The organism is Herbiconiux sp. 320_LB (assembly GCF_059691755.1).
This window is the reverse complement of record NZ_JCAWAD010000002.1, coordinates 156,716-176,878: the sequence shown is the minus strand read 5'-3', so window position 1 is coordinate 176,878 and position 20,163 is coordinate 156,716. Positions and strand designations below refer to the sequence as shown.

Genomic DNA, 20,163 nt, shown 5'->3' with positions numbered 1-20,163 from the left:
GCCGGTCGGCCGTGCGACGGCGGCACCGCACCCGGGGGCGGAGCGGCTAGCGCGAGGCGGCGCCGTCCGTCTTCCAGTAGAACGCCATGTCCCAGGCCCAGATCGGCTGCGGGTAGTAGCCGCCGACGCTCGCTCCACGGATCTCGGTCTTGGTGCCGAAGTACAGCGGCACCACCGGGTTGTCGGCGAGCATCACCTTGGTGGCGTCGGAGTACTTCTGGGCTGCGACGCTCTCGTCGGTGGCCGCGAGGGCGTCCTGCACGTCTGCATCCATCTGCTGGTTGCAGTAGTAGGCGAAGTTCTGGCCCTGGGGCACCGCGGTGGCGCAGGAGAGCAGGGCCTGCAGGAAGTCCGAGCCCTCGGGGTAGTCGGCGACCCAGAAGGTGAGGGCGAGGGGGGCCTTGCCCGAACCGGCCAGCTCGGCGAAGGTGTTCGGCGCCAGGGTCTGCAGGTCGACGGTGATGCCGATGTCCTTCAGGTCCTGCTGCATCTGCGGCGCGAGGGCCGAGAAGGGCGCGACGTTCCAGGCGTACATCTGGGTGTCGAAGCCGTTCGGGAAGCCCGCGTCGGCGAGCAGCTTCTTGGCCTTCTCGACGTCCTTGCCATGGGTGAGGTCGTCACCGGAGTGGCCGAGCACTCCCGGCGGGATGAACTCGGTCGCGGGGGTGCCCTGACCGTTGACCAGCTTGAGCAGACCGTCGCGGTCGAAGGCGTAGGAGATGGCCTCGCGCACCTTCGGGTTGTCGAAGGGAGCCGTGTCCATGTTCATCGTCAGGTAGTACGTGCTCGGCTTGTCGATCGAGATGACCTGGTCCTTGAGCTTGGGGTCGCTCGTGACCTGCAGGAACTTCGCCGGCGGGATCGGGCTGCCCATCAGGTCGATGTCGCCCTTCTGCAGCATCAGCACCTGGTTGTCCGGGTCGACGCCGAGGATCATGTGCACGTGGTCGACATAGGGTCGCGGCGCGTCCCAGTAGTCGGGGTTGCGGTCGAGCATGACCTGCTCACCGGGGGTGAAGTCGGCGAGGGTGAATGGGCCTGAGCCGATCGGGGCGGTGGCGACGGTCGAGCCGGAGCCCTCCGGGATGATCGAGCCGGCCGGCATGGCCATGATGTATTTGAACGACGAGTTCGGCGCGGTCAGCGTGACCGACAGGGTGAGGTCGTCGACCACCTTGATGCCGGAGGGGAGGCCGGTGGGGTTCGCGGCGTACTCCTCGGCGCCGGCGATGCCCTTCCAGAACTCCGCGAGCCCGGCCTTCGTGGCGGGGTCGAGCACACGGGCGTAGGAGTAGGCCACGTCGGCGGCGGTGACCGGCTTGCCGTCGGAGAAGGTCAGTCCCTCCTTGAGCTTCATCGTGTAGGTGAGGCCGTCGTCGCTGACCTGCGGGAAGTCCTCCGCGGCCTGCAGCTTGAGGTTGCTGGTGTCGCCGTCGTAGTCGTACAGCCGGTCGAAGACCATCCGCATGATGTTCCAGCAGGTGGCGCCGGTGCAGACCGCGGGGTCGAAGGTCTCGGGATCGGATGCCGCTGCGGTGGTCATCGTGCCACCGTAGAGAGCGGTCTCCGACGAGCCGGAGGAGTTGTCGGGCGAGGTGCCGGATCCACCGGCGGGCGTGCAGGCGGTGAGGGCCAGAACCATGGCCGCACCCACCAGTGCCACTCGTAGATTTCGTTTCACAGAATTCCCTGTCTGTAGGAGTCGGAATCTCCAAGAACGAGCACCGACATGGTCACGAACCGCTGAATGACGACACGCTAGCACAGGTTTGCCGACTGTCGACAATCTACTGTTCACGATCCGATTCCGCTATGGTGGCCCCATGGAAACACTCGCCCGGTCCGGCCTCTCCGGTGCCGCCGTCAACGAACTCCGCGAGGCCATCCTCGAGGGAAGGCTCGTTCAGGGGGAGCGTCTGAGCGAGGTCAGTCTCTCGAGCACGCTCGGCGTCAGCCGTGCGCCCATCCGCGAGGCGCTGCTGCATCTCGAGCAGGAGGGGCTGGTCGTCTCCCTCCCTTATAAAGGGGCCTCGGTCGTCACGCTGTCGCAGCAGGACTTCCTCGAGCTGTCGACGCTGCGCATCGCGCTGGAGAAGCTCGCCTGGACCAGGGCGATCGAGCGGTCGACGCCGGAGCACATCGAGGCGCTCCGGGGCATCATCGCCGAGATGGAGTCCGCGGTGCGGAGCAACCAGAAGGCGAAGCTCGTGCGGCTCGACCTCGACTTCCACGATCGCGTCTTCCTGATGGCCGATCACTCGCGCCTCTACACGGCGTGGACGGCGATCAAGTGGCAGGTGGCGCTGTTCCTCCTCGCCCGCCGGGTGAAGGTCGACGACTACCACAAGATCATCGTGCGGGAGCACGGGTCGCTGGTCGACGACATCCTCGTCGCGCACGACGACCACTTCGAGAGCCTGATCGAGTCGCACATCGGCTCGGGGTACGGGCGACTGCACAACGCCTGAGCGGCGGGCGTTCGGCAGAACTCCGGCCCGGCCCGGCTCGGTTCGCCTGCTCGCCGCTTCGTCTGGGCAGGCTCTTCTGCTTTTCGCGGTCGGTTCGCGGCGGGTTCACGGCTGACACCCCGCGAGCGGGTGCACTGTTCGTCTGGGCCGTCGGATGCGCATCCTGGCTCCGACCGGTACGCCCCTCGGGGTCACGAACGAGGAGACGACCACGCCCGACATCCCGACCGCGCTGTCGATCTGGCGGTTCGACCCGGTCGCCGCCCTGATCATCGTCGCCCTGGCCGCCGCCTACCTCGTCGCGGTGCGTCGGTACGACCGGAACGGGCGGGGCGCCGGAGGGGATGAGGCACGGGGCGGAGGGCCGGTCCCGGCGCGCTGGCCCCGACGCCGCACGCTCGGGTTCGTGCTGCTCGGCCTCGGGTCGTTCGCGGTCGTGGAGTTCGGGTTCCCGGGCGCCGAGAGCGCCGACCTCCGCTACGCCTTCAGCACGCGGATCGCGCTTCTGCTGTTCCTCGTGCCGGCTCTGCTGGCCACCGGCCGGCCGCTCGAGCTGGCCGCCGGCACGCTCCGCGGTCGTCCGCTCGCCCTGCTCACGGCGGTCGCTTCGTCGCGCTTCGCCCGGATCACCGGCAACGCCGTGTTCGGCACGATCCTCGCGCTCGTCGTGTTCTCCGCGTTCCTCACCCCGCTGGCGGGCGTGGCCCGCACGACGCCATGGATCTCGGAGTCCCTCGGCATCCTCGTCCCCCTTCTCGGCGCCATCGTCGTCGTGCCGCTCGCCGGTGCCGCGGCGCTGTCGAGCGGGCTGTTCATCGTGGCCGAGTTCCTGCTCGCGTTCGTCGAGCTCGTGCTCGACGCGATCCCGGGCATCGTGCTGCGGCTGAGCGACACCGTGCTCGACGGCGTCGCGCCGCTGGTCGGCGGCCCGGCCTGGTTCCCGAGCGCGCTGCGCGATCAGCAGCTCTCCGGCGACCTGCTCTGGTTCATCGCCGAGATCGCCGACATCCCCGTGCTGGTGTTCCTCTTCATCCGCTGGGCGCGGCACGACCGGCGCGAGGCGAAGAGCCTCGACGACCTCAGCGACGACGAGATGGATGCGCTCACCGCCGCGCACCTGCGGTCGGGTCGGGCGGCGGGCCGGCCCGAGGGTGCGCCGGGGCGCGAGTCGGTGCCTGAGTCTGTGCGGGAGGGGGAGTCGGCGCGGGAGTTGGCGCCGGAGGGGGAGTCGGCGCCGGAGCCTGCGCCGGAACGGGAGTCGGCGCCGGAGGGGGAGCGATGACCCTGGTGGGGTGGCGCCATCAGCCGCGCCGGTTCGGGGTCGGGCTCGCGGTCATCCTGCTGCTGTCGGCCACCCTCATGGCCTGGAACCTCGCTCGCGGCGGCGACTTCTCGTTCTACGAGGCCTCGGCGCGCTCGATGTCCGAGTCGTGGCGGGCCCTCGTCTTCGGCGCCTTCGACCCGGCGGCCACGGTGACCCTCGACAAGTTGAGCGGGTTCGCGGTGCCGCAGGCGCTGAGCATCCGGTTGTTCGGGATGTCGACGGCGTCGCTCGTGCTGCCGCAGGTGATCGAGGGGCTGGTGACCGTGTGGGCGGTCTCGCTGATCGGGCTGCGGTGGCTGGGGCCGGGCGCGGGGCTGCTGGCGGCTGCGGCCGCGGCGAGCACGCCGATCTTCGTCTCGATGTTCTCGCACCCGATGGAGGACGGGCTGCTCACCATGGCGCTGACGGTGGCGCTGCTCTGGTGGCAGCGCGCCGCGGTCACGGGGCGCGCCTGGCCGCTGCTGGTGGCGGCGGTGTTCGTGGGCATCGGGTTCCAGGCGAAGATGATGCAGGCGTGGTTCATCCTCCCGGCGCTGGCGCTGGGCACCGTGGTGCTGACGGGGCTGCCGCTCCGGCGGCGGGTGGGGCGGGCCGCCGTGGTCACGGTGGTGGCCGCGGTGGCGTCGGTGGCGTGGATGACGGTGGTGCAGCTGATCCCGGCGTCCGGCCGCCCCTACGTCGACGGCTCGACCGACGACAACCTGTTCGCGATGGTCTTCGGCTACAACGGCATCGACCGGCTGCTGCCGCACGCGGTGCCGGGGGCGGTCGGGGCGCTGGGTGCGGTGGGTGCGGCGGGGGTGCCGGGGGTGTCTGGGGTGCTGGGTGCGGTGGGTGTGCCGGGAGCGTCTGGGGTGCTGGGCGCGGTGGGTGTGCCGGGAGTCGCGGGTGTGTCGGGCGTCTGGGCGGGCGGGGGTGCGGGTGGGAGTGTGGGTGCGGTCGCCGGTGCGGGCGCGCAGCTGGCGGCGTCGGCCGTGACGAAGGTCTCGGGGTCGTCGGCGGGAACCTCCGTGGCGAAGCTGCTCGACCCCTTCTACGTGACCCAGGTCGGCTGGCTCTACCCGATTGCGCTCGCGGCCATCGTCTTCGGAGCCATCCGCTGGTGGCCCCGTCGTGGCAGGGCCCGTGATCGTGGTCGTGGCCGCCGGTCTGTCGCGCTCGTCGGTGGCGATGGAGGCGATGCGGTCGAGCGGGCGACGTTCGTCGTCGTGGTGGTGTGGCTGGTGACGGCGGCGGGCGTGCTGAGCGCGGCCCATGTGCCGCACACCGCCTACGTCGCGGCGATCGGCACGCAGCTCGCCCTGCTCGCCGCACTCGGCTGGACCCAGGTCGTGCGCCTCCTCCGCGGCACCGGCCACGGGACGGCGTCGGTCGCCGGGCTCCCACCGGAACCTGCGCCGGGTCTCGCGCCGGAGCGAGGGCCGCATCTCGCATCGCACCCCGGCGGCGACCGGGCCGCCCGCTCGACGGGCGGGCGCACCCGCCTCGGGCGGTGGGTCGCCGCGGGGGTGGTCGTGGTGCAGGTCGCGTGGGCGGTGGGGCTGGCCGTGGTGGGGCAGCTTCCGGCGGTGCTCGCCGCTCCGATGGTCGTCGTCAGCGCGCTCGCCGCGGCGGTCGTGGTGGTCGCGGCTGTACGGCCGTGGGTGCTGGGACCGGGGCGGGTGGGGCGACGGGCGGTGGCGGGAGCCGTGGCGGTGGCGGTGCTGGCGGGGACGGCGCTGTTCAGCGCGCAGGTGCTCGACGCGACCCGCGACGGCAGCGGGGGAGACGCGTACGTCGGCGTGCATCCGTCGTCGGGGGAGAACCCGACGGCCGCCAAGGCGTTCCAGCCCTCGGCCCCCGCTCTCGTCGGCGGGCACTCGTCGGTTCCGCCGCAGGTGCAGAAGCTCGTCGACGCGGCCCGCGCGGCCGGGGGCGGCGCGAACGGCAGCGCGCTGTTCGTCACCGACTCGTGGGCGCTGGCGGCCGAGGTGATCGACGACTCGGGAGCCGAGGTGCTCGCCGACGGCGGCTACTCGGGCACGGTGCCCGTGCTGACCGAGGCGCAGGTCGACTCGGCCATCCGGTCGGGGGTGCACCTCGTCGCGGTCAAGCAGTCGGCGTCGCCCACCGACCCGGTGCGCGAGGCCGCCGCCCACGGATCCTGCACCCCGCTCGGCACCTGGGCCACCGGCCCCGCCACCGACCCGGCCCCCTCGGAGGACTCCCCGACCACCTTCACGCTCTACCGCTGCGACTGACCCGCCGCCCCGCCACGCGCAGCGGATGACCCGATGGCCCGCACGCGTCGACGAATACCGAGATTGTCGATTCAGGAGGTACGCAGCCCGCTTTCAGCGATCCGGGAATAGTTTCCCAGCATGAGCCCATTCCGTCGGAGGCGACCCGCCTCATCCGCCGCCCCCGCCGTGACCCCCGCCCTCGCGCCCGCGTCGGCCGCCGCTGCCACCACCCCCAGCGCCACCACTACCGCCGGCGCCGCCACCCCCGGCACCACCCCCCTCACCGCCGCCACCCCCGGCACCTCTACTCCTGCCGCCTCCGACCCAATCCCACCCGGCCTCAAGGTCGGGGCGGGGTTCGCCTGGCGGCTGCTCGTGATCGGGGCGGCGATCGCCGTGGTGCTGCTGCTCGTCGCGCGGCTCTCCGAGATCGTCATCCCGTTCCTGATCGGGCTCATCCTCTCGGCGCTGCTCGTGCCGCTGTCGGCCTTCCTGCAGCGCCACCACTTCCCCAAGTGGGTCGCGATCATCACGGCCTGGGTGGTCGTGTTCGCGGTCATCGCGGCCCTCGCGCTCGTGGTGACCGAGCAGATCCGCACCCAGCTGCCCGCCCTCACGACCCAGACCGGTCAGGCGGTGCAGTCGGCCCAGTCGCTGCTCGCGACCCAGCCCTTCGGTCTGACGACGGATGCGGTGAACGGCTACGTCACCGACGCCATCACCTGGCTGCAGCAGCACGCCTCGGATCTCGGGGCCGGCGCCCTCAAGGTCGGCACCGGCGCGGTTCACGTGCTCGAGGGCCTGTTCATCGTGATCTTCGTGACCCTGTTCACCCTGATCGACGGCAAGCGCATCTGGCAGTGGACCACCCGCATCTTCCCCCGCCGCGCCCAGCCCCGCATCGCGGTCGCGGGCGCCGCCGGCTGGGCCACGCTCACCGCCTTCGTGCGGATCCAGCTGGTCGTCGCGGTCACGGATGCGATCGGCATCGGCATCGGCGCCGCCATCCTCGGGGTTCCGCTCGCGCTGCCCATCGCGGTCGTGGTGTTCTTCGGAGCCTTCGTGCCGGTCGTGGGCGCCATCGTCGGCGGAGCGATCGCCGTGGTGATCGCCCTCGTCTTCAACGGCTGGGTGCAGGCGCTGATCATGCTCGGCATCGTCATCCTGGTGCAGCAGCTCGAGAGCCACGTGCTGCACCCGCTGCTGACCGGGTCGGCCGTGAAGGTGCATCCGCTCGGCATCGTGCTCGGCGTCACGGCGGGCACCGCGGTCGCCGGGGTGGCGGGCGCGTTCTTCGCGGTGCCCCTGATCGCGACGGCGAACGCGATGATCACGGCCGCCAGGCGCGCTCCCGCGGATGCGACGGCTGCGACGACTGCAGCGACGGATGCGGCTGAGGAGGCGGCTCTAGACGACCGGTCTATTCGGGCGTAGACTCGTCGCATGACCCTGACCGCCAAAGCCGAACTGACCCGCGAATCGATCCTCGCCGCGGGGGAGGACCTCATCCTCGCCCAGGGCTTCACCGGGGTCGGCCTGCAGCAGATCCTCGCCGCGTGCGGGGTGCCGAAGGGCTCGTTCTACCACTACTTCGCGTCGAAGGAGGGTTTCGGCGTCGCCGTGCTCGAGCGCTACGTCGAGACCTACCTCGACGCGGTCGGCGCCCTGCTGGTCGGCGGCGCTGACGGCACGGGGACCGGCAACCCAGAAAGCACGGGCACCGGCCGCGCCCGGCTCCAGCGTCTCGGCGACGCCTGGGCCGGTCACGCCGGCCAGGCCTCGGCCGACCGCTGCCTCGTCGTCAAGCTCGCCGCCGAGGTGTCGAGCTTCTCCGAGCCGATGCGCCTGGTGCTCGCCGACGGCGTCGCCCGGCTGATCGCGCTGATGGCGGATGCGGTGACCCGCGGCCAGGAGGACGGCTCGATCACCTCGACCCGCCCCGCGGCCGAGATCGCCGAATCGCTCTACGAGCTCTGGCTCGGCGCCGCCCTGCTCGACCGCATCGCCCGCGACGGCTCGCCCTTCACCGGAGCCCTCCGCACCACGGCCCTCCTCCTCGCCTGACCCCGATCCTGACCCCGGGCCACCGCGCCCGCCCCTCCGAGCACGGCCCGCGAATCCCGGCCCCACCCATACCTGAACCACCCCACGAACCACGAACCCACGAACCACGAACAAGGAGCATCATGCGCACCCTCACCCACCCCGTCTTCGGCGAAGCCTCCGAGGTCCTCGAGGTCACCGAGCACCCGACCCCCGAGCCGGGCGCGGGCGAGGTGCGCGTGCGCACCCTCCTCTCGCCGATCCACAACCACGACCTCTGGACCATCCGCGGAACCTACGGTTTCAAGCCCGAGCTGCCCGCCGCATCCGGAACCGAGGCCGTCGGAGTCGTCGACGCGCTCGGCGAAGGCGTGACCACGCTGCAGGTCGGTCAGCGCGTCGCCAGCGGCGGCACCTTCGGCGCCTGGGGCGAGTACTTCGTCGCCAAGGCCGCTGGCCTCATCCCGGTGCCCGACGGCATCTCGGACGAGACCGCCGCCCAGCTGATCTCGATGCCGTTCAGCGCCCTGAGCCTGCTCGACTTCCTCGACGTCGCCGAGGGCGACTGGATCGTGCAGAACACCGCGAACGGCGCGGTCGGCCGCTTGGTCGCCCAGTTCGCCCGAGCCCGAGGCATGCGCGTGCTCGGCCTGGTGCGTCGCGACGCCGGCGTCGACGAGCTCGCCGCCATCGGCATCCACGACGTCGTCTCGACCGAGAACGACGGCTGGCAGGATGCCGCGGCTGCGATCCTGGGCGACGCCCACCCCGTAGCGGCGGTCGACTCGGTCGGGGGCTCCGCCGCCGCCGACCTCGTCTCGCTGCTCGGCGAGGACAGCATGCTGGTCTCGTTCGGCGCCATGGGCTCCGGCGACCTGCAGATCCCCTCCGGCGGCCTCATCTTCAAGAACGTCACCGTCAAGGGCTTCTGGGGCAGCCGGGTCAGCCGCGAGATGGAGGCCGCCAAGCGCGGCGCGCTGTTCGGCGAGCTGCTGCAGCGGGTCGGCTCGGGCGAGGTCGAGCTGCCCGTCGAGGCGGTCTTCCCGTTCGAGCAGGCACGGGATGCGGCGGCCGCCAGCGCCAAGCCGGGTCGCGCCGGCAAGGTGCTGCTGAGCTTCAGCTCCTGAGCTTCGCTTCCTGACGTTCGGTTCCTGACGTTCAGTTCCTGAACCGGGTGAGCCGGGCCCCTGCCCGAGGGGCGGGTCCGGCTCCCCACCCGTGATCACTCCGGAAGGATGACCTGCACGCCGTGCCGCTGGAGCGCGGCGGCGAGCTCGGGCGGCGGCGCCTTCTCGGTGACCAGGTAGTCGACGCTGCCCAGATCGGCCACCCGTGCGAACAACGGCGAGCCGAACTTCGACGAGTCGGCGAGGATGGCGACCCGGTTGGCCCGCGCGATCATCTCGCCCATCATGATCGCCTCGTTCACGTTGCTGGTGGAGTAGCCGCCGTCGGCCGACACCGCGCCGACCGAGATCAGGGCCAGGTCGCAGCGCAGCTCCAGGTCGCTGCTGCTGCCCGGCACCCGGAAGCTCACTGGGCCCACAGTCGACTGCCCCGCGAACCGCACCGCTCCGCCGAACAGGTACAGGTCGTTGACCGCCTTCGGCGAGACCTCCGCCGGTATGCGCAGATTGTTCGTCGCGATCGTGAGCTCGCGGTGGTCGCCCAGGTGCCTGGCGAGCGCCAGGCACGTCGTGCCGGCGTTGATCATGATGACCGACGCATCCTCGACCAGCGTGGCCGCGAGCGCGCCGATCTTCTCCTTCGCCGAGGTGTGCAGCTGGAGGCGCACGTCGAGCCGCTTCTCGGTCACGGCCATCGCCGACCGGCTGACGGCGCCGCCGTGGGTGCGAACCAGGACGCCGTCGGCGTCGAGCTGATCCAGGTCGCGCCGGATCGTGTCGGAGGAGACCCCGAACCGCGACGACAGCATCGCGACGGTCACCTGCTCCATCTCGGCGACGAACGCGGCGATCTCGGCCTTCCGGCCGGCGGGAAGCCGCGGCTGGCCTGTGCTGGACGTCGTCGTCCCCGATGATTCCTGCCCCATACAGCCATTTCTACCAGGTCTTGCACAAACGTGCACATATCGGAATCTATTCGCGCTGGTTTCGCCACATTCTTGTGGTTGACGCCGTTCAAAAGCCGATCTACTATCAGTGAACGCGCAAAAGCGCACAAAACAGCAAAAACGCTGAGAATGACGCAATCACCGAAGATTGGATCACTATGAGCAATGTCGCTCGAGGCCGCGTGGCCCAGATCGCGGGGGTGGCCCTCGCGACGACGGCCGTCCTCCTCACCAGTGCCTGCAGTGGCAGTGGCGACTCCACGAGCGCCGATGGCAAGGTCACCATCGAGTTCTCGCAGTGGTGGGGCTCCGAGCTCCCCGACGGAGACCTCCAGAAGATCGTCGACGACTTCGAGGCCGCCAACCCGAACATCACCGTCGACCTCCTCACGCAGCCCTACTCCTCGCTGCAGGACCAGACGACCACCGCCGGCGTCTCCGGCACCCTCGCCGACGTCGTCGGCCTCGACGGCGCCTGGGTCAACAACCTCGTCAAGCAGGGCGCCCTCGACAACCTCAGCAGCGAGATGTCCTCCACCGGTTTCGACGACAGCACCCTGTCGAGCCAGGTGCAGGTGGATGGATCGACCTACGCCATCCCGGTCGTCAATTTCGTCTACCCCCTCTTCACGAACGACGACCTGCTCGCCCAGGCCGGCGTGAGCACCCCGCCGGCGACCCGCGACGACTTCATGACGGCGGCGAAGGCGATCACCGAGAAGACCTCGGCGAAGGGCTGGATCCTGCCGCTGGGCACCACGAACCCGAACGGCGTGCAGAACGACGTGATGTCGTGGCTCTGGGCCTCGGGCGGCAGCATGCTGAAGGACGGCCAGCCCGACCTCACCAACCCCGACGTCGCCAGCGCGGTCGACTACGTCAAGTCGCTCTACGACGCGAACGTCGTCGCCGACGGCACCTTCACCCTCCAAGAGCCGGACAAGGTGACCCAGTTCACCAACGGCCAGGTCGGCATGATGGTCGACTCGCTCGCGCACATCTCGACCATCCGTGAGGCCAACCCGAACCTCAAGTTCAGCATCTCGGCCATTCCGGCCGAGGACGGCTTCACCGGCAAGCGCGGCATCCCCTACGCCTCCTGGGGCATCGGCGTCTCGGACAAGTCCGAGCACAAGGCCGAGGCCTGGAAGTTCGTGCAGTACCTGATGAGCAAAGACGTCAACGCGAACATCTCCAGCCTCGCGCACGGCTTCCCGGCCAACACGACCGCGACGCCGGACTTCACCGGGGCCGACCCGCTGTACGAGAAGGCGTTCGAGATCTACCAGGCCGGCTACCCGGCGAACGAGTTCGTCGGCCTGCCCACCTCGGACCAGCTGATGCGCGACTTCGACACCGAGTTCCAGAAGACGCTGAACGGCGACGAGAGCGTCACCGACATGTTGCAGACCACGCAGGACACCTGGAAGAAGGCCTTCTGATCGGCCACTGCGGGTAACGGTGCAGACCGGCCGCGCCACAGGGACGCAGGGATCCCTTCCCCTGTGGCGCGGCCTTCACCTCTCAAGAAAGTTCTGACATGACAGCTCTCCGAACAGCGCCGAAGCCGCCGCGGTTCAGCTCGGCCCGGCTGGCGAAGACCGCCACCCCCTACGGCTTCGTCGCCCCCACCGTGGTCATCCTCACGGCGCTGATGATCGTACCGATCGTGCTGGTGATCAGCTACTCGGTGCAGACGGGGTCGATCACCTCGAAGTCGGCGAGCTTCACCGGCGTCGACAACTACGTCGAACTGCTGACGAACGGCGACTTCTGGAACGCGACGCTCAACACGCTGCTGTTCACCGTCTGCAGCGTCGCCGCGCACCTCGTCATCGGCCTCGGCTTCTCGATGATGCTCAACTCGAAGCTGCTCGGGGCCGTGCCCCGCGCGATCTTCCGGGTGATCTACATCCTGCCGTGGCTGTTCACCGCCTCGATCATCGCGGTGCTCTGGCGGCTGCTGCTCGACCCGCAGGGTGTCATCAACTACCTGCTCGAGGCCGTGCACCTCACCGGCAGCCCGATCGCCTGGTTCGGCGACCCGGGCACCGCGATGTTCGCGGTGATCGTGATGAACATCTGGGCCGGCTACCCCTTCTTCATGATCAGCCTGCTGGCCGGACTGCAGGGCGTGCCGGGCGACCTCTACGAGGCGGCCCGCGTCGACGGCGCCTCGCCGTTCCAGCAGTTCCTCAACGTCACCCTTCCCCACCTCAAGCCGATCATCATCTCGATGGCCATGCTCGACGTGCTCTGGACCACCCAGCAGTTCGCCTTGATCTGGCTCACCACCGGCGGCGGCCCGATCAGCGTCACCGAGATGCTGAGCACCTTCACCTACAAGCTGGCCTTCACCGGTTTCGACTTCTCGATGGCCTCGGCCAGCGCCGTGATCGTGCTGATCTTCTCCCTCGGGGTCGCCGTCTTCTACGTCCGTTCGCAGCGATCGGAGAGCTGAGCATGACCACCACCACCGCCACAGTCCGCCGCCGGCCCCCGCGCAAGACCGGGCTGCGCATCGCGCTCCTGGTCGGCCTCGTCCTGGGCGCCGTCTTCGCCGGCTTCCCCGTGTTCTGGATGCTCGTCAGCTCGTTCAAGACGAACACCGAGATCTTCGAGTACCCGCCGCGCATCATCACCGAGGGCTTCAGCTTCGACGCCTACGCCGCGGTGCTGAGCGACCCGGAGCAGATCCGCTTCTTCATCAACAGCTACGTCGTCGCCCTCGCCGTCACGGCGCTGACCGTGCTGCTGGCGATCCTCGCGGCCTACGCCTTCAGCCGGTACGAGTTCCGCGGCAAGAAGGTGCTGAACGTCGTGATCATCGGCACGCAGGCCGTGCCGCCGATCGCGCTGATCATCCCGTTCTTCGGGCTGATGGTGGCGTTCGGGCTGTACAACACCTACGCCGGCCTCATCCTGACCTACATCGTGTTCACGCTGCCCTACGCGATCATCATGATGACCGCGTACTTCAACACCCTGCCGAAGGAGCTCGACGAGGCCGTCAAGGTCGACGGGGCGGGTGCGTGGACGGCGCTGTGGCGCATCCTGGTGCCGATCTCGGTGCCCGGCATCGTGTCGGTCGCGGTCTACACCTTCATGATCTCGTGGAACGAGTACCTGTTCGCGCTGACCCTCACCCGCACCAACGACCTGCGCACGGTGCCCGTCGGCATCCAACTGCTGATCGGCCAGAACAGCTACCACTGGAACGAGATGATGGCGATCTCGATCCTCGGCAGCGTGCCCGTCCTCATCCTCTTCCTCATCTTCCAGCGGTATTTCATCGGGGGCCTCACGGCCGGCTCCGTCAAGAGCTGATCCCGCGCGCCCCACCCACCCCGACCACCAACAAAGGAGAACACCAGCAATGCTGATGAACGGTAACGACCTGCTCGCCGTCGCGAACGAGAACAACTTCGCCGTCCCGGCGTTCAACGTGAGCGACTACGCGATGATGAACGGCCTCTTCGAGATCAGCGAGGAGAAGAACGCGCCGATGATCATCGCGATCCACCCGGACGAGGTCAGCCACCTCGGGGCCGAGGCGGTGCTCGCCATCCGCGAGCGCGCCCACAAGTCCAGCGTGCCGGTGGCGATCCACTGGGATCACGGCGGATCGTACGAGCAGATGCTCACCGCGATCCAGGCCGGCTTCACCTCGGTGATGATCGACATGTCGATGCGCCCGTTCGAGGAGAACGTCGCCGTCACCAAGCGCGTGGTCGACACCGCGCACCAGGTGGGGCTCTCGGTCGAGGGCGAGCTCGGCACGATCGGCAAGCTCGACGAGGAGGCCGAGGAGGGCGGCGAGATCATCTACACCGTGCCCTCCGAGGCGCTCGAGTTCGTGGAGCAGACCGGGGTCGACAGCCTCGCCATCGCGATCGGCACCAGCCACGGCCTGTACCCGAAGGATCTCGACCCGAAGCTGCGGATCGACCTGCTGAAGGAGATCAAGGCGCTCCTGCCGATCCCGCTGGTGCTGCACGGCGGATCGAACAACCCCGACAGCGAGATCGCCGAGGCGGTCAAGGGCGGCATCAACAAGATCAACATCTCGAGCGACATCAAGGCCGCCTATCATGACGCGATGCGCAAGGAACTCGAGAACAAGGGCCTGCGGGAGCCGAACACGATCCAGCCCCCGGCGATCGCCGCGATGAAGGCCGTCGCCGCGCACAAGATCGACCTGTTCGGCGCGGCGGACAAGGCCAGGCTCTACTGATGGCGGCGGGCTCCGAGATCGTCCTGGGCCTGGGGGGAACCGTCGACTTCGAGATCGACTGGGACTCGGCGGTGCTCGAAGACCTCGCGGTGACGTACGAGGTGGACGTCTCGGAGCTCGGCACCGACCGGCCGATCCGGAGCGAGCGCGATCTGCTCCTCGCGGTGCTCGGCTTCGTGCGGAGCGGGACGGGCGGGGAGCGGTTCGTCGGGTCGTCCGGGATCGTCGAGGCCTTCGCCGAGCGGTTCCGGCGCCGCGTGACCCTGGGCGGAACCGGGGTGCGAGCGGCGATCGCGATGGATGTGCTGGGCATCCCGAGCACGCTGCACCTGGTCAGCATCGACGACACGGTGCGGCGGCTGCTGCCGGCGAGCAGTGCCTACGTCAGCAGCGCGGAGCGCGACACGCTCGACCCGCACCTGATCATCCAGTACCCGGTGGGGGCGAGCGTGCGGATCGGCGGCACGACGCTGGCGGCGACGCATCCGAACCGGCTGATCTTCTCGAACGACCCGCCGAACCAGACCCTGTACCTGAGCGACGAGCTGCCGGAGGCGCTGCGGCCGGCGCGGGTGTTCCTCATCTCGGGCTTCAACTCGATGCAGGACGAGGCGGCGTTGCGACTGAGACTGCTCGAGCTGCGGGAGGCGATGGTCTCGCTGCCGCCGTCGGCGACCGTGTTCTACGAGGACTCGGGGTTCCACCGGCCCGAACTCAGCCGGCACGTGCGCGAGGCGCTGCTCGACCGGATCGACGTGTACTCGATGAACGAGGACGAGCTCGAGACGCACCTCGGCCGCCCGGTCGATCTGCTCGACCCGGCCGCCGTGGCGGAGGCTCTCGCGGCGATCGCCTCGGTTGTTCCCGCGCGGACGCTCGTGATCCACACCAAGTACTGGTCGGTGGCGCGGGGCGAGCAGGCCCAGGAGCTGGGGGAGGCGCTGCTCGGCGGGGTGCTGATGGCGAGCACGCGCTACCGCTTCGGCGACGGCTTCACGCCGGCCGACTACGAGGGGATGGCGGAGGAGCGGCACAATCCGGCCGGGGTCGCGATGGCGCAGGCGCTGCGGGAGCTCGACCCCGCGGCGGTGTGCGTGCCGGCCTTCCTGCTCGACGACCCGTCGCCGACCACGATCGGGCTCGGGGATTCGTTCGTGGGCGGGTTCATCGCGGCGCTCACGCGGGGGCGGGCGGTCTGAGCTCGTGGCTCGTTCCTCTCGTGGCTCCTCACCTCCTGGCCGACACTCCCCGACGACACCGGCCTGCACCCCGCGCCCTGATCGGCGCGTTTCGTCCTAGGCTCGACGGCACGAGCGGTTCAGGGGTTGGGAACGACGGGGGATTCGATGAGCACCGACACACACGACTCGACCACCGAGGCATCTCGGCTGCGCCTGGACGACCGGATCGCGAGCCTCGAGAGGATCGCCGTCGTCCTGCCGGTGGTCGCGGCGGGGGCACTGCTCATCCTCTCGCTGTTCCTCCCGTTCGTGACCGTGACGTCCTCCCAGCGCGACGACGAACTCGTGTCCCTCTCGCAGCTCGGCCTGCTGTTCTTCGGGGCGGGCCCCAGCACCTCGTCCGGCGACAGCGGAGACATCGACGCGGCCGGAGTGCTCTTCGGAGTCGCGTTCCTCGGGCTGTTCCTGGTCATGCTCGGCACCCTCGTCGGGATGCTGATCGTCGCCCGCGGGCGCGTCTCCGTCGGTGCCGCCCGGGTGATCACCACCTTCGGGGTGCTGCTCGTGATCGGCACGGCGGGCGCGTGGCTGGTCATCGCGCTCGGCGCGGCGAGCGAGTCGCCCTGGTTGCCCGAGGCCGGGTCGCTCACGTTGGTGGCGTCGGCGCTCCTGGTCGGGACGGTGACCTTCCTGCCCGCGTTCCGGGGGATCTGGATGCGTCGCTGAGGTCGCCGCGATCTCCCCGGTCTCTGCGGTTCGGCGCTCTCCTCGCTCGAGCGCCCTCGGGTCGAGGGGAGGCGGTGTCGGGGCTTCGGGCTAGGGTCGGAGCATGCAGCAGCGAATCCTGGGCCGTACCGGCCGCCCCGTCAGCATCATCGGTCTCGGCACCTGGCAGCTCGGCGCCGACTGGGGCGACGTCGACGAGAGCGCCGCGCTCGACGTGCTCGCCGCATCCGTCGACGCCGGTGTCACCTTCTTCGACACGGCCGACGTCTACGGCGACGGCCGCAGCGAGACGTTGATCGGCACCTTCCGCCGCGAGAATCCGGATGCGGAGGTGTTCGTCGCCACCAAGATGGGTCGCCGGGCCCCGCAAGACCCGGCCGAGTTCACGCTCGACCACTTCCGGGAGTGGACAGACCGCTCGCGCACGAACCTCGGTGTCGACACCCTCGACCTGGTGCAGCTGCACTGCCCGCCCACGCCCGTGTTCTCGAACGACGCCGTCTACGACGCGCTCGACACACTGGTGGCGGAGGGTGCGATCGCGAACTACGGCGTGAGCGTCGAGACGGCCGACGAGGCGCTGGCGGCGATCGCGCGGCCCGGCACGGCCTCGGTGCAGATCATCTTCAACGCCTTCCGGCTGAAGCCGCTCGACGCGGTGCTCCCGGCCGCCCGTGAGGCCGGTGTGGGCATCATCGCCCGGGTGCCGCTGGCGTCGGGGCTGCTGAGCGGCAAGTACACCCGCGACACCACCTTCGCGGCGAACGACCACCGCACCTACAACCGCGACGGCAGCGCCTTCGACGTGGGCGAGACCTTCTCGGGCGTCGACTTCGGCACCGGGGTCGAGGCCGCGCAGGCCTTCGCCGCTGCGCTGCCCGAGGGTGTGGAGCCGGCCGCTGCCGCTCTGGCGTGGGTGGCGGCTCAGGATGGCGTGACCAGCGTCATCCCCGGTGCCCGCAACCGCGCCCAGGCCGAGTCGAATGCGGCCGCGGGTCTGCTCGAGCTGCCCGAGGGTCTCGACGCCACGGTGCACGAGATCTACGACCGCTCCTTCCGGGCGGCCGTGCACGACCGCTGGTGACCTGAGCTCCCGCCCGTCGGCGGGGCTCCTGCTGGCGGTCTGGTCGCCCGGTGGTGATCCGGTCAATCGGCGGTGATGCCGGCGGCCGCGGTCGTCGAACGGGGGAAGCGACCCGCGGCGGGGCGGGCGCGGTTGTCACTGGCGCGCGGGTGGACCAGGCTGACTGCATGCGCCGCACGCCGAGGTCCTCCCGCCCGTTCGCCCTGGTCGCACTCGCGGCGGCGGCGACTGTTTCCTTGGCGCTCGCCGGGTGCACCACGTCGTCCGGGTCCGACGGCGGGTCGGACGCGGGGGCCGGGTCGACCGCGCCCCCGTCCGCCTCCGCTTCCCCATCACCAGGGTCGCCAGCCGGGTCGACGCGCCCGCTTGAGTCCCGCATCCTCACCGTGGATCAGCTGCCGGGCGAGGGGTGGGCCGTGGTGCCGGCCGCGACCTCCGCTGCTCCGTCCGAGGGCGCGGGCTCGGGCTCGGGCTCGGCGACGGTCTGTCAGGGCGACTTCCGGTCGCTGCTCGGGATCTCCGGGGACCCGCTCACCGCGGCATTCGAACGCGGCGGCCACGGGTTCACCGAGCAGCTGATCCCGAGCGCCGACCCGCAGGCGGTGGTCGACGGGCTCCGCGCGGCAGTCACGGCATGCTTCGGGGTCGACACCCCGTTGCCCGGCCAGGACGCGGGCATGACGGTGACCTACGAGCCCTTGCCCGGTTCGGATGCGGCCGCCGACGGCTCGACCTTCGGTGCGGCCACGACGGTCTCGGCGAGTTCCGGTCCGATCAGCGTTCCCTTCCTGGTTGCGACCGCAGGAGACGCGGTCGTCTTCACGCAGGCCACCGCACCGCAGGGTCAAATCGTGGACGCCGCCGAGTTCGTGACGCTCTCCCGGACGGCGATCGACGCCGCTCGAAGCTGACGGCGAACCGTCCGGCCGCAGCGGGCCACGCGGAGCATACGGCTACGGGGCTAGGAGGGGTCGTCCGCATAGCGGGTCACCCGTAGCTCTCGAGACCGTGCACCGGAGTGGCGAGTCGCGGCCGCTACCGCTGCCGAGAAGATCGGAGTCAGAAGCCCGGGCCTGCGCCTGAGCCGCTTCGGTCGGAGTGTCGGGTGGCTGAGGCCAGGCCGTCGCTGGAGTGTCCGCCCAGCTGGTCGCGGGCGTCGAGTGACGGGCGGTAGTCGTCGGCCCGGTGTCGGCGCACGCCGATCACGACGCCGAGCGCCACGACGATCACGGCGACGACGATGAGGGCGATCACGATGGGGTCCATGGTGTGTCCTTCCGCTTCGGTGAACTCCCGCCAGTCTCCCAACACCCGCCGCCCCGCTCGCGGGTTCACACGTCCCGCTCAGGGTCGCGGGTCAGAGGATGGCGGAGGCGTTCGCGAGGCCGACGATCAGGCCGCCGAGGGCCACGACCAGCGCCACGACGGCGCCGACGCGGAACCCGGTGCTGTCGATGATCCGCTCGCGCCGGCTGTAGAGCTCGGGGCGGTAGAAGCGGCCTTTCGGGTGGTGCTTGGCGGCGGCATCCGGTTCGACGAACTGCCCCGGGCGCACGCTCTCGAGATTGATGCGGAAGGCCTCGTCGCTGTCCACCGTCACACCCACCGTTCCCGTTCAACCCCCGAACGGGGGTACTCGCCACTCTATCCCGACTCCCGCCCTGCGCACCGCCGGCCCCGGCCCGTAGGTAGTACCTAGGTAGCGGGGGTCGGGGCGTGGGTCTCCTCACCCGACCCTGCGTCGAGAGCCCGATGGCCGTGCCGTCGAACCGGTCCCGATGAGGCCCCCTGCCTCGGGCGCCCCGACCGCGGGCGTGCCTCACCGGTCGAGCGGTCGGCGGCCCAGCGATGTCTGGAATCGGATGAGGTAGCCGTCGGGATCGGCGACGAGGAACTGCTCGACGCCCGCTTCGGTTCGTTCGTCGATGCGGTACCACTTCGTCTCGGGCTCCATGAAGAGCGGATGCCCCGCCTCGCGCAACGCGGCGAGGATCGGTGGCAGAGCCGGGACGCTGATCTGGAAGTTGACGCCACGCCCGAGCGGTGGCTCGAGTGGCCCGGTCACCCAGTTGCGGCCGATCCCGCGCTGCTCGAGCATGATCTGGGCCGAGCCGAGTGAGATGAAGGCGAAGCCCTCCTCGGGACGCTCGTAGTCGACCCGAAACCGCACAGCCCGCACCAGAACGCGAGGCTCGCCGGCGCATCGGTGACGAGGAGCTCGGGGACGAGTGCGGGGTCCGGCAGGGTCGCAGGCGGGGTCGGGTTCATCCGTTCATCGTGTCAGACCGCCGCGTTCGCGGGCGCGTCTACGCGGAGGCGACCGCGCTTGCCGGGCCGCGCGGGTCGTCCGGGTCGGCGGGATCGGCGGGGCTGCCCGGGCCGGCCAGGGTCTGGAGCAGGCGCAGCAGCGTGGCCCGCTCGGGCTCGTCGAGCGGCGCGAAGAGCTCGGCGAGCACCCCGCCCGCGATCGCGTGCCCGTCGGCGAGCACCTGCCGGCCCTCGTCGGTGAGCTCATGCTCGATGCGGCGGCCGCGGCCCGCCGTCCGCGCGACCAGCCCGCGGTCGACGAGCCGGGTCGCCAGGGTGCCGAACGCCTGGTCGCTCTGGAACGTCGTCACCGCGAGATCGTGACCGGATGCGCCGGGCATCCGCTCGATCGCCCGCAGCGCGTCCCACTGCACGAGCGAGATGCCGAGCTCGCGCAGTGCGGCATCCATCGTGCGGTGGTTGCGGTACTGCGCGCGCTTGATCGCCTGTCCGAGGGGTTCGAGATGCGTCGTCATCGTGCTACCGTATCAACGTTCTTA

20 protein-coding genes are annotated in these 20,163 nt (G+C 70.1%); 14 read left to right on the top strand and 6 right to left on the bottom strand.

From position 1 onward, the window contains the following. Positions 1-46: 46 nt before the first annotated feature. The gene (locus AC59HU_RS04985) at positions 47-1,642 is read right to left on the bottom strand and encodes an ABC transporter substrate-binding protein (RefSeq protein ID WP_497222253.1); all 1,596 of its coding nucleotides are present in this window, start codon (positions 1,640-1,642) and stop codon (positions 47-49) included. A 181-nt stretch (positions 1,643-1,823) separates the two neighbouring features. Here AC59HU_RS04985 and AC59HU_RS04980 point away from each other — a divergent pair, with 181 nt between their 5' ends. The 6 genes from AC59HU_RS04980 (at position 1,824) to AC59HU_RS04955 (ending at position 9,184) form a co-directional block, all read left to right on the top strand. Beyond that, positions 1,824-2,468 carry a GntR family transcriptional regulator gene (locus tag AC59HU_RS04980; protein ID WP_497222252.1) on the top strand — a complete coding sequence of 215 codons (645 nt, stop codon included), beginning with the start codon at positions 1,824-1,826 and terminating at the stop codon, positions 2,466-2,468. A gap of 154 nt (positions 2,469-2,622) precedes the next feature. Continuing rightward, positions 2,623-3,750 (top strand): cytochrome c oxidase assembly protein, encoded by a 1,128-nt coding sequence (locus tag AC59HU_RS04975; RefSeq protein WP_497222251.1) that lies wholly within the window; start codon positions 2,623-2,625, stop codon positions 3,748-3,750. Next, the gene (locus AC59HU_RS04970) at positions 3,747-6,032 is read left to right on the top strand and encodes an ArnT family glycosyltransferase (RefSeq protein WP_497222250.1); all 2,286 of its coding nucleotides are present in this window, start codon (positions 3,747-3,749) and stop codon (positions 6,030-6,032) included. Before AC59HU_RS04975 ends, AC59HU_RS04970 begins: the two co-directional genes overlap by 4 nt. Positions 6,033-6,152: 120 nt before the next feature. Next, the gene (locus AC59HU_RS04965; protein ID WP_497222249.1) at positions 6,153-7,448 is read left to right on the top strand and encodes an AI-2E family transporter; all 1,296 of its coding nucleotides are present in this window, start codon (positions 6,153-6,155) and stop codon (positions 7,446-7,448) included. A 9-nt stretch (positions 7,449-7,457) separates the two neighbouring features. Continuing rightward, positions 7,458-8,078, top strand: coding sequence for a TetR/AcrR family transcriptional regulator (locus tag AC59HU_RS04960; protein ID WP_497222248.1), 621 nt, complete (start codon positions 7,458-7,460; stop codon positions 8,076-8,078). A 122-nt stretch (positions 8,079-8,200) separates the two neighbouring features. After that, on the top strand, positions 8,201-9,184 hold the full coding sequence (locus tag AC59HU_RS04955) for a zinc-binding dehydrogenase (protein ID WP_497222247.1): 984 nt from the start codon (positions 8,201-8,203) through the stop codon (positions 9,182-9,184). A gap of 95 nt (positions 9,185-9,279) precedes the next feature. Here AC59HU_RS04955 and AC59HU_RS04950 read toward each other — a convergent pair whose 3' ends face one another. Beyond that, positions 9,280-10,110, bottom strand: coding sequence for a DeoR/GlpR family DNA-binding transcription regulator (locus AC59HU_RS04950; RefSeq protein ID WP_497222246.1), 831 nt, complete (start codon positions 10,108-10,110; stop codon positions 9,280-9,282). 179 nt (positions 10,111-10,289) lie between these two features. Between AC59HU_RS04950 and AC59HU_RS04945 the strand changes: the two genes are divergently transcribed. The 8 genes from AC59HU_RS04945 (at position 10,290) to AC59HU_RS04910 (ending at position 18,267) form a co-directional block, all read left to right on the top strand. Beyond that, positions 10,290-11,573: an ABC transporter substrate-binding protein gene (locus AC59HU_RS04945; protein ID WP_497222245.1), complete on the top strand. Its 1,284-nt coding sequence runs from the start codon at positions 10,290-10,292 to the stop codon at positions 11,571-11,573. A 98-nt stretch (positions 11,574-11,671) separates the two neighbouring features. After that, entirely contained in the window at positions 11,672-12,592 is a 921-nt protein-coding gene (locus tag AC59HU_RS04940; RefSeq protein ID WP_497222244.1) for a carbohydrate ABC transporter permease, read from the top strand. A 2-nt stretch (positions 12,593-12,594) separates the two neighbouring features. Further along, a complete protein-coding gene (locus tag AC59HU_RS04935; RefSeq protein WP_497222243.1) occupies positions 12,595-13,458 on the top strand; it encodes a carbohydrate ABC transporter permease in 864 nt (287 codons plus the stop codon). 49 nt (positions 13,459-13,507) lie between these two features. Beyond that, positions 13,508-14,365 carry a ketose-bisphosphate aldolase gene (locus tag AC59HU_RS04930; RefSeq protein WP_497222242.1) on the top strand — a complete coding sequence of 286 codons (858 nt, stop codon included), beginning with the start codon at positions 13,508-13,510 and terminating at the stop codon, positions 14,363-14,365. Continuing rightward, entirely contained in the window at positions 14,365-15,564 is a 1,200-nt protein-coding gene (locus tag AC59HU_RS04925; RefSeq protein WP_497222241.1) for an ADP-dependent glucokinase/phosphofructokinase, read from the top strand. The genes AC59HU_RS04930 and AC59HU_RS04925 overlap by 1 nt, the downstream gene beginning before the upstream one ends. Positions 15,565-15,711: 147 nt before the next feature. Then, positions 15,712-16,272: a hypothetical protein gene (locus AC59HU_RS04920; protein ID WP_497222240.1), complete on the top strand. Its 561-nt coding sequence runs from the start codon at positions 15,712-15,714 to the stop codon at positions 16,270-16,272. A gap of 103 nt (positions 16,273-16,375) precedes the next feature. Then, on the top strand, positions 16,376-17,356 hold the full coding sequence (locus tag AC59HU_RS04915) for an aldo/keto reductase (protein ID WP_497222239.1): 981 nt from the start codon (positions 16,376-16,378) through the stop codon (positions 17,354-17,356). Between the two features lie 386 nt (positions 17,357-17,742). After that, positions 17,743-18,267, top strand: coding sequence for a hypothetical protein (locus tag AC59HU_RS04910; protein WP_497222238.1), 525 nt, complete (start codon positions 17,743-17,745; stop codon positions 18,265-18,267). 148 nt (positions 18,268-18,415) lie between these two features. Here the strand turns inward: AC59HU_RS04910 and AC59HU_RS04905 are convergent, their stop codons facing one another. From AC59HU_RS04905 to AC59HU_RS04890, 4 genes are all read right to left on the bottom strand, one after another. Next, on the bottom strand, positions 18,416-18,622 hold the full coding sequence (locus AC59HU_RS04905) for a hypothetical protein (RefSeq protein WP_497222237.1): 207 nt from the start codon (positions 18,620-18,622) through the stop codon (positions 18,416-18,418). Positions 18,623-18,713: 91 nt separating this feature from the next. Beyond that, the gene (locus AC59HU_RS04900) at positions 18,714-18,950 is read right to left on the bottom strand and encodes a hypothetical protein (protein WP_497222236.1); all 237 of its coding nucleotides are present in this window, start codon (positions 18,948-18,950) and stop codon (positions 18,714-18,716) included. 225 nt (positions 18,951-19,175) lie between these two features. Then, positions 19,176-19,526 carry a VOC family protein gene (locus tag AC59HU_RS04895; RefSeq protein WP_497222235.1) on the bottom strand — a complete coding sequence of 117 codons (351 nt, stop codon included), beginning with the start codon at positions 19,524-19,526 and terminating at the stop codon, positions 19,176-19,178. 136 nt (positions 19,527-19,662) lie between these two features. Continuing rightward, positions 19,663-20,139 (bottom strand): MarR family winged helix-turn-helix transcriptional regulator, encoded by a 477-nt coding sequence (locus tag AC59HU_RS04890; protein WP_497222234.1) that lies wholly within the window; start codon positions 20,137-20,139, stop codon positions 19,663-19,665. Positions 20,140-20,163: the final 24 nt, after the last annotated feature.

What these genes read in the sequence shown, in the direction of transcription:
- AC59HU_RS04905 (WP_497222237.1), bottom strand. Translation starts at nt 18,622, where the DNA reads ATGGACCCCATCGTGATCGCCCTCATCGTCGTCGCCGTGATCGTCGTG.
- AC59HU_RS04955 (WP_497222247.1), top strand. Translation starts at nt 8,201, where the DNA reads ATGCGCACCCTCACCCACCCCGTCTTCGGCGAAGCCTCCGAGGTCCTC.
- AC59HU_RS04930 (WP_497222242.1), top strand. Translation starts at nt 13,508, where the DNA reads ATGCTGATGAACGGTAACGACCTGCTCGCCGTCGCGAACGAGAACAAC.
- AC59HU_RS04945 (WP_497222245.1), top strand. Translation starts at nt 10,290, where the DNA reads ATGAGCAATGTCGCTCGAGGCCGCGTGGCCCAGATCGCGGGGGTGGCC.
- AC59HU_RS04980 (WP_497222252.1), top strand. Translation starts at nt 1,824, where the DNA reads ATGGAAACACTCGCCCGGTCCGGCCTCTCCGGTGCCGCCGTCAACGAA.
- AC59HU_RS04935 (WP_497222243.1), top strand. Translation starts at nt 12,595, where the DNA reads ATGACCACCACCACCGCCACAGTCCGCCGCCGGCCCCCGCGCAAGACC.
- AC59HU_RS04890 (WP_497222234.1), bottom strand. Translation starts at nt 20,139, where the DNA reads ATGACGACGCATCTCGAACCCCTCGGACAGGCGATCAAGCGCGCGCAG.
- AC59HU_RS04920 (WP_497222240.1), top strand. Translation starts at nt 15,712, where the DNA reads ATGAGCACCGACACACACGACTCGACCACCGAGGCATCTCGGCTGCGC.
- AC59HU_RS04950 (WP_497222246.1), bottom strand. Translation starts at nt 10,110, where the DNA reads ATGGGGCAGGAATCATCGGGGACGACGACGTCCAGCACAGGCCAGCCG.
- AC59HU_RS04985 (WP_497222253.1), bottom strand. Translation starts at nt 1,642, where the DNA reads ATGGTTCTGGCCCTCACCGCCTGCACGCCCGCCGGTGGATCCGGCACC.
- AC59HU_RS04960 (WP_497222248.1), top strand. Translation starts at nt 7,458, where the DNA reads ATGACCCTGACCGCCAAAGCCGAACTGACCCGCGAATCGATCCTCGCC.
- AC59HU_RS04965 (WP_497222249.1), top strand. Translation starts at nt 6,153, where the DNA reads ATGAGCCCATTCCGTCGGAGGCGACCCGCCTCATCCGCCGCCCCCGCC.
- AC59HU_RS04970 (WP_497222250.1), top strand. Translation starts at nt 3,747, where the DNA reads ATGACCCTGGTGGGGTGGCGCCATCAGCCGCGCCGGTTCGGGGTCGGG.
- AC59HU_RS04925 (WP_497222241.1), top strand. Translation starts at nt 14,365, where the DNA reads ATGGCGGCGGGCTCCGAGATCGTCCTGGGCCTGGGGGGAACCGTCGAC.
- AC59HU_RS04940 (WP_497222244.1), top strand. Translation starts at nt 11,672, where the DNA reads ATGACAGCTCTCCGAACAGCGCCGAAGCCGCCGCGGTTCAGCTCGGCC.
- AC59HU_RS04915 (WP_497222239.1), top strand. Translation starts at nt 16,376, where the DNA reads ATGCAGCAGCGAATCCTGGGCCGTACCGGCCGCCCCGTCAGCATCATC.
- AC59HU_RS04975 (WP_497222251.1), top strand. Translation starts at nt 2,623, where the DNA reads ATGCGCATCCTGGCTCCGACCGGTACGCCCCTCGGGGTCACGAACGAG.